Genomic DNA, 13,293 nt, shown 5'->3' with positions numbered 1-13,293 from the left:
GAGACGGCGCTCCACTCGGCCGCATGGCTCAGCCGCGCCGGTTGCCGGCCGCCACGAGCCAGGCGGGATTAAACCAGGTGTCGGCTTCGCCGTCATAGGGCAGCGTATTGATGTCCCAGTGCCGGACATAAGGCGCGTAGACATCCCAGACGGCTGGCCCTCCCCCAACATAAACGACGCGGTCGGGAAAGCGGGACAGAACCTCTTCTGGATGGTCCGACGAGCGAATCTCGACGATGACCCGGTCGTTCCTGGCAAAGCTCGGAAAGGAGGCGACCGTCTTCGGTCCGGCGATCAGCACATGGCCGCGGGTGATCTCGAAAAAGCGCTCGACGTCCTCGGTAAAGACCCGCTCTGGCTGTCCCTCCCACGGCAACTGCCCGCCCAGGCCAAGCTGTCCGCTGCGACCGATCGCGCAGATGACCCGCACATCCGCCATTTGTCCACTCCTTCCGTGTCAGCATTTTGGGCAAAGCCGCCGCCGCGTCCGACCCGGCAAGCCTCAGGCGAAAAAATTCGCCAAGAGGCGCCGACAAGGAACCCTTACGATTTCGGTTTCGTTCATAAACTAGTTAAAAGATTGATGGCCGGCTATCGGTCAATAAACCGGCATGGATATGAACATAACAGTCCCCCTTGTATTGGAAGCCAGAATGGATGCCGGCCAGTCATTGGCCATCCTCCCCTCGCTTCTTTCGATTGCGAAATCGACACGCGCCTTTCAGGCGCTGCTGCTGGCCGAAATTGGTCTTCATCCCGGCCAAGATCAATTGCTGGACAGCCTCGACCCGGCCAATCCGACGAGCGTGTCGATGCTTGCCGACCGGTTGTCGGTCCGACCTTCCACGGTGTCGAAGATGCTCGACAGGCTGATCGATAGAGGGCTGGTGGCGCGGACGCCCAATATCCGAGACGCCCGACAGACCATGGTTCAACTGACGCCGATGGGCGAGGAGGCGCAGGTCGCCATTCGCGATATCTGGCACCGTCTGGAAGACGATCTGGCGACTTCCATCCCGTCAGGGGATCTCGTCGCGCTCAACCGGTCTCTGATGCATGTCGGTGAAATTCTCGCTCAGAAACTGCGCCGACTCCGCTAATTCGAAGGCCGCGAAACCGCCGTCGCCGATCGATGCTTCGCCCCGGCGAAACCTATCGCCATCGCAGCGTCTATCGCTTCGAAATATTCTGACCACTGCGCGGCTGCGGCTGTTTCCGCCGCACAGACGTCTCGACGCAAACCGGGCGCCCTTGGGCGCCCGTTCGCATGCACGGCTTTGATATCGCGATCAGCCCATGGCCTTGAAGTTGAATTCGGCACCGTCCTTGATGCCCGACGGCCAGCGCTGGGTGACCGTCTTGGTCCGCGTATAGAAGCGGAAGGCGTCCGGGCCATGCTGGTTGAGGTCGCCGAAGCCGGAGGCCTTCCAACCGCCGAAGGTGTAATAGGCGAGCGGCACCGGGATCGGCACGTTGACGCCGACCATGCCGATATTGATGCGGCTGGCGAAGTCGCGTGCCGCGTCGCCGTCGCGGGTGTAGATCGCGACGCCGTTGCCGTATTCGTGCTCCATCGGCAGCGACAGGGCTTCCTCGTAGTTCTTGGCGCGCACCACCGACAGGACGGGGCCGAAGATCTCGGTCTTGTAGATGTCCATGTCGCGGGTGACGTCGTCGAACAGGCAGGCGCCGACGAAGAACCCGTCCTCATAGCCCTGCATCTTGAAGCCGCGACCGTCGACGACGAGCTTCGCGCCCTCCTCGACGCCCCTGTCGATGAGACCCAGAACGCGTTTTTTCGCCTCGCCGGTGACCAGCGGTCCCATGTCGACGTCGTCGCCGGCCGTATAGGGGGCAATCTTCAGCGCCTCGACCCTCGGGATCAGCTTTTCGACTAGCCGGTTCGCGGTCTCCTCGCCGACAGGCACCGCGACCGAGACCGCCATGCAGCGCTCGCCAGCCGCGCCGTAGCCGGCGCCGATCAACGCGTCGGCCGCCTTGTCGATGTCGGCGTCGGGCATGATGATCATGTGGTTCTTGGCGCCGCCAAAGCACTGGACGCGCTTGCCGTTGGCGCAGCCGCGCGAATAAATGTACTGGGCGATCGGGGTCGAGCCGACAAAGCCGATGGCCTGGATGTCGGGGTCGTCGAGGATCGCGTCGACCGCGCCCTTGTCGCCATTGACGACGTTGAGAATACCCTCCGGCAACCCCGCCTCGACCATCAGTTCGGCGAGCATGATCGGCACCGACGGGTCGCGCTCCGACGGCTTCAGGATGAAGGCGTTGCCGCAGGCGATCGCCGGCGCGAACTTCCACATCGGGATCATCGCAGGGAAGTTGAAGGGGGTGATGCCGGCGACGACGCCGAGCGGCTGGCGGATCGAATAGATGTCGATGCCGGGGCCGGCGCCTTCGGTGAATTCGCCCTTCAGAAGATGCGGAAGACCAATACAGAACTCGACGACCTCGAGCCCGCGCTGTACGTCGCCCTTGGCGTCGGGGATGGTCTTGCCGTGCTCGCGCGACAGCGCCTCGGCGAGCTTGTCCATGTCGCGATTGAGCAGTTCGACGAACTTCATCATCACGCGGGCGCGTCGCTGCGGATTAGTCGCCGCCCAAGCCGGCTGGGCCGCCTTGGCGTTCTCGACGGCGGCGCGAAGCTCCTCGGCGCTCGCCAGCGCGACCTTGGCCTGGACCTCGCCGGTGGCGGGGTTGAAGACATCGGCGGTGCGTCCGCTGGTGCCGGCTATGCGCTTGCCGCCAATGTAATGACCGATCTGTTCCATGTCGTTCCTCCTCATGAATTCGCCTTGCCGTCTATCTCGCGCGGCGCGGGCGAAAAGCCAATCCTTCGCATCGCGCATCCATTGTGCGAAAAGTAACGTCCATCAGGCCGGAGCGGAGCGAATGGGCATGAATTGGGATGACGTCCGGCTGTTTCTGGCGGTGGCGCGGGCCGGGCAGATTCTGGCCGCCGCGCGGCGGCTGGAACTGAACCACGCAACCGTCGGGCGGCGGCTGACAGCGCTGGAGACGGCCTTCGGCGCCCGGCTTCTCATCCGCCGGCCGAACGGCTGCGAACTCACCGACACCGGCCGGGCATTTCTGGAACAGGCCGAACGGATGGAAGCGGCCATGCTGACCGCCCGGGCCGCAGTCGGTGGCACCGACATCGCGCTGTCTGGCACCGTGCGCGTCGGCGCGCCGGACGGCTTCGGCACTGCGTTCCTCGCCCCCCGACTCTGGCGGTTGACCGAGCGCCATCCGAACCTCACCGTGCAACTCGTCCCGGTGCCCCGCGCCTTTTCGATCTCGCGCCGCGAAGCCGACATCGCCATCACCATCGAACGACCCGAGACCGGGCGTCTCGTCGCCGCCAAGCTCACCCACTATGCGCTCGGGCTTTACGCCGCCCGGGCCTATCTCGCCGAACGGGGAGAGCCGCGCACGCTCGCGGACCTCACCGTTCACCGCCTTGTCGGCGCCGTCGAGGACCTCTTGTACAGTTCGAAACTGGCCTATTACGGCGACATCACCGCCGAGTGGCCGTCGCGTTTCGAGGTGTCGAGCGCGCTGGGCCAGACCGAGGCGGTGGCGGCCGGCGCCGGCATCGGCATTCTGCACGGCTTCATGGCCGCTGGGCGCGCGGACCTTGTCCGCGTGCTGCCGGAGCAGACCATCCACCGGGCCTACTGGCTGGTCTATCACGAGAGCGTCCGGGACGTCCGCCGCATCGCCGCCGTGGCGGATTTCATCCGCGAGATCGTGGCGGCGGACCGCTCCGCCTTCGCATGATCGATCCCAGCGAGAGAACCGATGTCATGGCTGACTATCGGAGCTTCACTGCAAATCGCTGAAAATGGCGCATCCGGGATGGCAGAGGGCGCAGCGGCTGTTATGAGCGAAGCGGACAATGGCACGGCTCAGGAACTCATGCAGTATCTCGACGACACAGGACAATCTATCGCTTCCGGCCAAACGAGCAAACCCGTGACCCGGATTCTGAAGGCGGGGCGCAATTGCCGCGATGTCACGCTCACCCGCCGCGCCGCGCTTCTGGTCGATGGCAGCGAATATTTTCCGCGTCTCGCGGAATCTCTGCGCATGGCGCGGCGGTCGATCTTCATCGTCGGCTGGGATTTCGACGGGCATATTCACTTGCGGCGCGACGAAGACGGGAATGGGCACGATGCCCTGGGTCCCCTGCTGCGGGAGCTGGTGGAAGCCAACCCGGACCTGGAAGTCCGCATCCTCGTGTGGAGCGTGGCGCTGGCGCACGCGCCCGGCAGTTCGATGGATCTGATCTTCGGCGCGGACTGGCAAGACCACCCCCGCATTTCGGTGCGTCTCGACAGCGATCACCCGCTCTATGCCGCGCATCACCAGAAGATCGTCAGCATCGACGACAGCCTGGCATTCGCCGGGGGCATCGACCTCACCGTCGAGCGCTGGGACAGTCCCGGTCATGCGCCGGACGATCCGGCACGCCGTGCCGATGGCGAGAACTACAGGCCGGTTCACGACATGCAGATGGTGGTCGATTCGGATGCCGCGGCGCAGGTGGCCGACATCGCTCGGTTGCGTTGGTGCCGAGCGACGAAGGAAGACCTTGCCCCACTGAGCGACCGGGTCGACCTCTGGCCGAAGGACGTGGTTCCCGTCTTCGAAGACGTTCCCCTCGGCGTCGCCTGTACCCTGCCCGGCTGGAACGGGCATTCACCGGTGCATGAGGTGGCGGCACTGATCGCCGACGCGCTGTCGGCCGCGCGGCATACCATCTACATTGAGACGCAATATCTCGCGGCACCGATGGTCGCCGGCATCCTGGCGAAGGCGCTGGCGCGAGCCGACGGCCCCGAAATCGTGATCGTGACGACACAGACCCTCAACGGTTTCATCGAACAGATCGCCATGGGCTTGAATCGCGATCGGCTCATTCGCCGCCTGCGCAAGGCCGATCGGTTCAAGCGGCTGCGGGTCTTCTATCCGCTGTCGGATGGAAGCCGCGATGACGCTGAAATCCTGATCCACGCCAAGCTGATCGTCGTTGACGACAGCTTTCTCAGGGTCGGCTCTTCCAATCTCAACAACCGCTCGCTCGGCCTCGACACCGAATGCGATATCGGCGTCGAGGCAAACGACACGCCGTCCCGCCAGGCGATCGAGCGGCTACGAAACCAGCTTGTGGGCGAACATCTTGCAGTCGATCCCCCACGTGTCGCCGAAGCGATCGCGGCGGAGGGATCGCTGGTCCGGGCGATCGACCGCTTGAATGATGCCGGACGGCTCCGTCCCTTCGCGGCGATGTCGGATCGCGGACCGTCGCGGCGCATTCCCTTCACCAGCTTGCTCGACCCGACCCGGCCGTTCAACCTGTCAAGCTGGCTGTGGCACAAGCGGGGATCATCGGCCGGACGGTGAATCCGTCGGTGCTTTGCCGCGCCAGACCAGTTCGGTCACCGCGAACACGATGCTGCCGATCACGAGCGGGGCGAGAAAATAGACGAAGCGGAAGACCAGAAGCGCCCCGATCACGTTGGCCTGCGGCAGCAGGTACATAACCACGGCCTCGATAATGCCGAGCCCGCCGGGCACATGCGTGATGAGGACGCCCATATTGGCCAGAACGAACGCCGTGGCGGCGGTCAGATAGGGAATCTCGGTCACCGCGCTGAGCGCTTGGTGAAGGCATGCCGCCACCAGTGCGAAATTCAGGCTGCCGACAGCGACCTGGGCCAGCGCAAGCCGAAGATCGGGCATCTCCAGCGTCCATTTCCGGATGCGCAGACGGCCTTTGACGAAGGCCGCAGCAACGAGATAGAGCGCTGTCGCAGCCAAGGATCCGATGCCCAATGCCAGGACAAGCGGTTGCGAGACACCGATCAGCTTGGCCGCCAGCGCCGGGCGTAAGAGGATCGACACCCCGCCGAGCGTAGCCAGGCCGACCCCGACCGTCATTCCCGAAAATAGAATGATCTTGGAAACATCTCCGGCCGAAAGGCCCCATCTGGAATAAAAACGGTAGCGGATCGCACCGCTGCTGAGGCCGGCGAAGCCGATGCTGTGCCCCAATGACAATGAGACGAACGAGGTAAGCGCGACACGCGGATAAGCCAGGCGCTTGCCGACGTAACGAACCGCGAGGGCGTCGAAGCCGGTGAGACAAAGATAGCTCGCGGCGGCGAATAGTCCGGCGCTCGCGAGCCGACCGAGCGGAAACGACGTGACAGATTGGACAAGCTCGTCGAAGCTGTAGCGACCGAGCGTGCGGTAGAGCAGCCAACCCGCCAGCAGCATTCCCGCCACGACCATCCCGCGCATCAGCCATATGCGCCACGAGATCGCGTCGCCCTGCGAGTCTTCATCCGATCCCGCAACTGCGCGATCCTCGTTGACGGTGTCGGTCATCAGGTGGCTCCGTTGGCGGGCGGCAGCGGTGTCAGCTCGAGTTCGAGCAGCAGCGGCAGGTGATCGGACGCGATCCGCGTCAGCGGCGTCCGGATGCTCCTCACGGATCGAACGGAGACGGCGCCACGCAGGAAGGCGTGATCGATACGCAGTAGCGGCAGCCGGCTCGGGAAGGTCGCGCCCGGATCGCAATTCCCGGCCAGATGGCGGGCTTCCGACAGATCTTGCGCCAACCGCCGGTAGGCTCGGGACCGTGGGACCGCATTAAAGTCGCCTATCAGGACAGCGGGATCCTGGCACCGGGGATGCGCCAGCCAATCGTCGCCCAGCACGGTCTCGGCCTGACGCAAGCGTTCGCCGCCATTGAGACCGAAATGGGTGTTGATCACCTGCAACTCCTTTCCCGCCACATCCACGGACACCCATAACGCGCCACGGGGCTCCAGATTCGGCCGCCCCGCAAGTCCCGGCAGCGGCCCGGCTTGCATCAACCGTGACGGACGCCGCGTCAGGATCGCATCGCCATACTGTTCTTCCTGGACGGTGAGCGCCGGATGGAAGTGGGTCATCATGCCGAGGAGGCGCGCGATGTCAGCAGCCTGATCGGCCGCCCCCGTCCGCCTGCGGCCGACATCGACCTCCTGAAGCGCGACGATATCCGCGTCGCACTCGGCAATGACCTCGGCGATCCGCTCCGGCGACAGCTTGCGATCCGTCCCGATGCAGCGGTGGATGTTGTAGGACAGGAGGCGGATCATGAATGCCGCAACCGCCCGACCTCAAGGTTCTCGTCCAATGTCAAATCACCTGTCCGACTCACGCGCCGACCGAAAGACTGGCCGAACGATTGACTAGACATCCCGAGATATGGCGCTGGCCTTTCCCGAAAAGGGAGAAAGCCTGTCCGCCGAGACGCAATTGCCGCGCTGCAGATGCCGTAACACCGCCGACGAAGACCCGATAGGCAGCCGAGATCGATAAAACCGGCCCGCACGTCACTTGGGCGGCTCCTGGCGGCCTCATACCAACCTGCGGCGATCGTCCCGGTCGAATGGGTTCCTATCACCGCAGGTTGGTATAAAGGCTGATCAGCTCTGACGCGGATCGAGCGCGTCCCGCAAACCGTCCCCGAGGAGATTGAATCCCAGGACAAGAAGGAAGATGGCGACGCCGGGGAAAATCGACATCCAGGGCGCCTGGCCCATGTAGTTTTTCGCCGTGTTGAGCATCGAACCCCAAGACGGGTCAGGTGGCTGCTGGCCAAGCCCCAGGAAGGACAGGCTGGCCTCGGCGATGATGGCGGTCGCGATGGTCAGCGTCGCCTGGACGATCAGCGGCGGCAGGATGTTCGGGAAGACGTAACGGATCAAGATCCACCGATTCGGCAAGCCGATCGCCTCGGCACCCTCGACATAGTCCTCAGACTTGACCGACAGCGTCTGCGCGCGCGCCAACCTGATGAAGATCGGCGTCTGCGAGAAGCCGATAGCGATCATCGCATTGGTGAGGCTCGGTCCCAGGAAGGCGGCGAGCGCGATGGCGAGGATCAGGAAGGGGATCGACAGGAGCGCGTCGGCGACCCGCGAGATCGCCATGTCGGTCCAGCCGCCGAAGAAGCCGGCAAGGATGCCCAAGGGCACCCCGACGACCACCGCGATCGCCACGGACACGACGCCTGCCAGCAACGACGCCCGAGCGCCGAAGGCCATGCGGCTGAAGACGTCGCGCCCAAGTTCGTCGGTACCGAAATAATTCGCCAGCGACGGCGCCTTGCGGATCGTCAGGAAGCTCGTCTTCAACGGGTCGTCGGTGGCGATCAGCGGCGCGAGGATCGCGACCGCTACGAAGACAAGGACGACGAGGCCGCCGAAGATCGCCGCCTTGCTGGCAAGGAATTTCTTCAGTGCCCTGTTTCCGGCCTTCGGCAACGCCGCGTCCGGGGCATTTATCTCCGGCACCTTGACGTCTGCGGCCGTGATCGGAAGCGCATCGGACATGTCAGGCGCCCCTCAGCCGCGGGTTGATCAGAATGTAGACGACGTCGGCGAGGAGATTCATGACGATGAAGCCGATCGCGGTGCACAGGACAATGCCCTGGACGACGGCATAGTCGCGCGTGAACACCGCGTCGACGACGAGCTTCCCGAAGCCGGGGATGGAGAAGATCTGCTCGGTCAGCACAGCGCCGCCGAGGAGTTCGCCGAAGAGCAGCGTCATCAAGGTGACGATCGGCACCAGGGCGTTGCGCATCGCGTGCTTCATGATCACGGTGCGCTCATAAAGACCCTTGGCCCGCGCCGTGCGGATATAGTCGGCGCCCAGGACCTCGATCATCGCCGAGCGCGTGTGGCGCATCAAGGTCGCTGCAAGGGCCGTGCCCAGGACAAACGCCGGCATCAGCATGGTCTTGATCGACAACCCGAGATCGCGCGCCGGCGAAACATAGCCGGACGCCGGTAGCCAGCCGAGTTGCACCGAGACCAGAAAGATCAGGAGGATTCCGAGCCAGAAGTTCGGAATCGACAAGCCCGACAAGGCGAAGAAGTTGGCGAGATAGTCGGTGATCGTGCCCTTTTTAACGGCCGCTAATATGCCGGCGGGAACTCCGACCAGTATCGCGACGATCATGGCCATGACGGCGAGTTGGATGGTGACCGGCAGCTTTTGGGCGATCAGCGTCGTCACCGGCACGTCGGTGCGGAGCGACGTGCCGAAATCGCCCTGCGCTATCTGCGTCACCCAGGCGCCATACTGCACGGGCAGCGGGTCGTTGAGGCGATATTTCTCGCGAATGAACTCCACCACCTTGGGATCGCGTTCCTCGCCGGCGATCATCAGCGCCGGGTCGCCCGGCAGAAGCTTCTGCAGGGCAAAGACCAGCATCGACACGATGATGATCGTCGGGATGGCGACGAGGATGCGCCTGAGGATCAACTGGCCCATGAAAAGCTCCATGAAAGAGGCGGCGGGCGATCCTCGCCCGCCGCCGGTCGCGGTGTGCCTGGGCCTACTTCTCGACGCTCATGCCCTTCAGGCGGATCATGCCGTCGGGATAGGGCTCGAAGCCCTTGACGTTCGTGGCCAGCACGAAGGGCCAGGGCTGATAGTAGGTGTACATCAGCGGCAGATCGTCCTGCAGGATCGCCTGCGCGGCATCGTAGAGCGGCTTTCGCGTGGCGACATCAGTCTCGAGTCGTGCCGCATTGAGATTCTTGTCGACCTCTTCGTTGCAGTATTTCGAGTCGTTGAGATTTCCGTCGCAGGCAACGAATGTGTAGATATTGCCATCCGGATCGACACGGCCGGACCAGTTGATGATCGCTGCATCGAAATTGCCCTGCTCCATCTCCTGCTGCATGGCCGCGAACTCGGTGGCGCGCAGATTGATTTGGAAGCCCGCTTCCGCCGCCATCGCCTGGATCAGTTCGGCGAGCTGCTGGTTGGCCGAGCCGGTGCCGAAGACGAGTTCGAAGGACGGATTCTCGACGCCCGCCTCCTTCAGGAGTTCCTTGGCCTTGTCGAGATTGCGCTCGGTGACCGGGAACTTGTCGCTCAGAAACGGGCTCGACGGTGGGAACGGCTGCTGGGCCGGGGGAAAGATCCCATTGCCCGCGACCTGATCGATGATGTCGCGGCCGACGGCGTATTGGAACGCCTGGCGCACCCGCTTGTCGGCGCCGATCGGTTGCTTCGCCCTATCGCCATTGTTGACGTTGAAGCGGATCGACCCGTAGCCGAGGCCGGTGACCGGCACGAATTGCAGGCTCGTATCGTCCTTGACCGACGGCACGTCCGACGGAGCGAGGCGCTCCAGCATATCGAGGTCGCCGGCGCGCAGATTGGCGAGTTTCACGGTAGCGTCGGTGATCGGCTGGAAGGTTACGGCCTCGATCGGATACTCGGCGGCGTTCCAATAGTTTTCGTACTTCTTCAGCTCGATCCGGTCGTTCTGGACGCGGCGAACGAACTCGTAAGGTCCGGAGCACACCGGAGCTTGCGAGAATTCCTTGCCCTCGGCGAAGGCCTGCGGCGACATCATCATGCCGGCGCGGTCCGAAAGCGTGGCGAGCAACGGCGCGTCGGGATGCTTGAGATTGATCGTTACCGTCAGCGGATCGTCGACGGTGACGCTCTCGACCGCGTTCAGTTCGCTCTTGCGGTTGGAATCCGAGAGTGTCGTCGAGCGCTCGATATTCGCCTTGACCGCCTCGGCATCGAATGTCGTGCCGTCGTGGAAGGTGACGCCGTCCCGCAGCTTGAAGGTGAGCGCCGTCTTGTCGTCGTTCCACGACCATTCCGTCGCCAGTTGCGGCACGAAATCAAGCTTCGGCGTGATGTCGACCAGCTTGTCGCAGAGCGAGGTGAAGACGATGCGGCCGACATAGGTGCGGGCGCGGTCGGGATCGAGCACGTCCGGATCTTCCGCCAGACCTATGCGAAACGCCTGGGCGTAGGCGGAGGTCGACGTCAACAACGCCGTGGCGAACAGCGCCAGTTTCATCGAGGTCTTCATGGTCAGGTTCCCTGTTCGGTTGCGGTAAGAGGGGTGGTCAGTTCAGCGCGGCCAGTCTGGCACGCGGTGAAGAGGGCAAGTCGTCGCTTCAGTGGCTCGCTTTGCCGTGCGATGATCCGCGGGCTGCCGCCAGCATCCTGAATCTCCTTCCAGAAATGACAAGCGACCCGGCGCTCGCTGGCGCCGACGGCCTCGAGGACCGGCGATTCCACCGAGCAGACCGGGCGCGCATGCGGGCAACGAGTGTGGAACCGGCAACCGGAGGGAGGCGCCGTCGGACTCGGAACATCGCCTTCCAGCGGCTCGATCGTTCCTCTGGCCGCCGCGCTCGCCTGTGGGATCGCCGCCAGAAGTGCCCGCGTGTAGGGGTGGAGCGGGTCGGCGTAGAGGTCCTCGGTCGTGGCGAGCTCGACAATCTCGCCGAGATACATCACCGCGACCCGATCGCTCATGTGCTTGATGACCGCGAGGTCGTGAGCGACGATGACGAGCGTCAGCCTCAACCGATCCTTCAGCTCTTCCAGCAGATTGACGATCTGCGCCTGGATCGAGACGTCAAGGGCCGAGACCGGCTCGTCGCCGAGGATCAGCGTGGGCTTCGCCGCCAATGCCCGTGCGACGCCGATGCGCTGGCGCTGGCCGCCTGAGAATTCGTGCGGGTAACGGTCGGCCATGTCGGGGCGAAGGCCCACGATCTCGAATATCTCCAGCACACGGTCGCGCCGTTCGGCCGTGGACAGGGCCTCGTGCAGCCAGATCGGCTCGCCGACGATGTCGGCAACGCTCATTCTTGGGTTCAGGGAGGCAAATGGATCCTGGAAAACGATCTGCAGCTCGCGACGCAGGTTGCGCATCTCGGTCGAAGACAGATTGCCGAGATTGCGCCCGCGATAGATCACGTCGCCGGAGGTCGGTGACAGGAGACGGATGAGCAGACGGCCGAGTGTCGACTTGCCGCAGCCGGATTCACCGACGACGGCCAGCGTCTCGCCCTCGAAGACGCGGATCGAAATCCCGTTCACCGCTTGCACCAACGGTGAGCGCTTCAACCATTGCCGTCCCCCGCCGAAATGTTTCACAAGGTCGGTGGTTTCCAGGATGGGAGAGACACCGGCCATCAGGCGACCTCCGCGAAATGGTTTTCGATCGGCGCGAAGAAGCAGGCGGCTCTGTGGTCATCGTTTCCACCAACGACGTCGAGCGGCGGCGGGGCGACACGGCAGCGCTCTTGCGCGAATGGACAGCGGGGCGCGAAGCGGCAGCCGTCCGGCATGTGCTCGATCGACGGTACGGTGCCGGGAATCGTTGCGAGACGTGCGACGCGGGTGCCCAACGACGGGATCGCCCCCATGAGGCCAATCGTATAGGGATGCTGCGGATCGCCGAAGACCTTGGCGACCGGGCCGGTCTCGACGACGTGACCGGCATACATCACCGCCACCCGGTCCGCGCTTTCGGCAACGACCCCGAGATCGTGGGTGATCAGGATCACCGCCGTGCCGGTTTCGCGCCGCAACTCGTCGATCAGAGCCAGGATCTGCGCCTGGATGGTCACGTCGAGCGCCGTCGTCGGCTCGTCGGCGATGAGAAGCTGCGGCGCATTAGCGAGCGCCATCGCGATCATCACGCGCTGGCGCATGCCGCCGGAGAGTTGGTGCGGATAGGCATCGAGCCGGCTTTCGGGCGCCGGAATGCGCACCTTGCGCAGCATCTCCAGCGCGACCTGCCGCGCCGCTGCCTTGCCGATTTTTCGATGCCGACGGATGCCCTCGATGATCTGATCACCGACAGTGAAGGCCGGGTTCAGCGAGGTCATCGGCTCCTGGAAGATCATCGAAATGTGATTGCCCCGCAGATTAGCCCGTTCGGCTGAGCCCATCGCAAACAGGTCCTTGTTCTCGAACAGCGCAGTTCCCGAGACGATTTGAGCTGGCGGCACCGGTAAAAGCCCCATCAAGGCGAGCGCCGTGACGCTCTTGCCGCAGCCGGATTCGCCGACAATCGCCAGCGTCTCGCGGCGGCGGACGGAAAAGCCGACACCATCGACAAGGTTCTTGCCCGGCTGGAAGCGCAGCGCAAAGTTTTCGAGCGTCAGGACGGTTTCGGAATCTGCCGATGACATGGCGCTGACCTGGCTCATGCCGCCACCAGATGGCCGGCGCCGCGATCGACCAGCACCAATCGCGCCGGCGCATCGCCCAGCTTCCTCACGGGGCTCGGGATCTCCTGGTCGAGGCGAGGAAAATGCGGCCGCCGCCGCGTCGGATCCGGCACCGGGACTGCTTCGATCAGCCGACGGGTATAGGGATGCCGGGGGTTGGAGAAAATCTGATCGCGAGTCCCGGTCTCGACGATCTGGCCGAGATACA

General features: G+C 64.0%; 13 protein-coding genes. 3 read left to right on the top strand and 10 right to left on the bottom strand.

All coding sequences use genetic code 11. From position 1 onward, the window contains the following. Positions 1-28: 28 nt before the first annotated feature. Positions 29-439 carry a dihydrofolate reductase gene (locus VQ044_RS07445; RefSeq protein WP_327650897.1) on the bottom strand — a complete coding sequence of 137 codons (411 nt, stop codon included), beginning with the start codon at positions 437-439 and terminating at the stop codon, positions 29-31. A 214-nt stretch (positions 440-653) separates the two neighbouring features. Between VQ044_RS07445 and VQ044_RS07440 the strand changes: the two genes are divergently transcribed. Then, a complete protein-coding gene (locus tag VQ044_RS07440) occupies positions 654-1,100 on the top strand; it encodes a MarR family winged helix-turn-helix transcriptional regulator (protein ID WP_327646216.1) in 447 nt (148 codons plus the stop codon). A 189-nt stretch (positions 1,101-1,289) separates the two neighbouring features. On the opposite strand, the gene VQ044_RS07435 is transcribed toward VQ044_RS07440, so the two are convergent. Continuing rightward, entirely contained in the window at positions 1,290-2,789 is a 1,500-nt protein-coding gene (locus VQ044_RS07435; protein ID WP_327646214.1) for a CoA-acylating methylmalonate-semialdehyde dehydrogenase, read from the bottom strand. Positions 2,790-2,916: 127 nt separating this feature from the next. Here VQ044_RS07435 and VQ044_RS07430 point away from each other — a divergent pair, with 127 nt between their 5' ends. After that, positions 2,917-3,798: a LysR family transcriptional regulator gene (locus tag VQ044_RS07430; protein ID WP_327646213.1), complete on the top strand. Its 882-nt coding sequence runs from the start codon at positions 2,917-2,919 to the stop codon at positions 3,796-3,798. Between the two features lie 195 nt (positions 3,799-3,993). Next, positions 3,994-5,424, top strand: coding sequence for a phospholipase D-like domain-containing protein (locus VQ044_RS07425; RefSeq protein WP_327646211.1), 1,431 nt, complete (start codon positions 3,994-3,996; stop codon positions 5,422-5,424). Here VQ044_RS07425 and VQ044_RS07420 read toward each other — a convergent pair. The 8 genes from VQ044_RS07420 to VQ044_RS07385 form a co-directional block, all read right to left on the bottom strand. Continuing rightward, a complete protein-coding gene (locus VQ044_RS07420) occupies positions 5,407-6,345 on the bottom strand; it encodes a lysylphosphatidylglycerol synthase domain-containing protein (protein ID WP_442872882.1) in 939 nt (312 codons plus the stop codon). The genes VQ044_RS07425 and VQ044_RS07420 overlap by 18 nt on opposite strands. A gap of 65 nt (positions 6,346-6,410) precedes the next feature. Continuing rightward, positions 6,411-7,169: an endonuclease/exonuclease/phosphatase family protein gene (locus VQ044_RS07415; RefSeq protein WP_327646209.1), complete on the bottom strand. Its 759-nt coding sequence runs from the start codon at positions 7,167-7,169 to the stop codon at positions 6,411-6,413. Between the two features lie 330 nt (positions 7,170-7,499). Further along, entirely contained in the window at positions 7,500-8,408 is a 909-nt protein-coding gene (locus VQ044_RS07410; protein ID WP_327646208.1) for an ABC transporter permease, read from the bottom strand. A gap of 1 nt (position 8,409) precedes the next feature. Next, entirely contained in the window at positions 8,410-9,354 is a 945-nt protein-coding gene (locus VQ044_RS07405; RefSeq protein WP_442872880.1) for an ABC transporter permease, read from the bottom strand. Positions 9,355-9,418: 64 nt separating this feature from the next. Next, entirely contained in the window at positions 9,419-10,924 is a 1,506-nt protein-coding gene (locus VQ044_RS07400; RefSeq protein WP_327646205.1) for an ABC transporter substrate-binding protein, read from the bottom strand. Positions 10,925-10,926: 2 nt separating this feature from the next. Further along, positions 10,927-12,042, bottom strand: a complete 1,116-nt coding sequence (locus VQ044_RS07395) for an ABC transporter ATP-binding protein (protein ID WP_327646204.1) — start codon at positions 12,040-12,042, stop codon at positions 10,927-10,929. Further along, positions 12,042-13,064: an ABC transporter ATP-binding protein gene (locus VQ044_RS07390; protein ID WP_327646203.1), complete on the bottom strand. Its 1,023-nt coding sequence runs from the start codon at positions 13,062-13,064 to the stop codon at positions 12,042-12,044. Before VQ044_RS07390 ends, VQ044_RS07395 begins: the two co-directional genes overlap by 1 nt. After that, the coding region (locus VQ044_RS07385) for an oligopeptide/dipeptide ABC transporter ATP-binding protein (protein ID WP_331827657.1) at positions 13,061-13,293 on the bottom strand (233 nt) is incomplete at its 5' end. The genes VQ044_RS07390 and VQ044_RS07385, both read right to left, overlap by 4 nt.

The sequence above is a fragment of the Aurantimonas sp. C2-5-R2 genome (genome assembly GCF_036549495.1).
Taxonomy (GTDB): Bacteria; Pseudomonadota; Alphaproteobacteria; order Rhizobiales; family Rhizobiaceae; genus Aurantimonas; species Aurantimonas coralicida_A.
The sequence above is the reverse complement of the archived record's forward strand: the minus strand, read 5'-3'. Positions and strand labels throughout refer to the sequence as shown.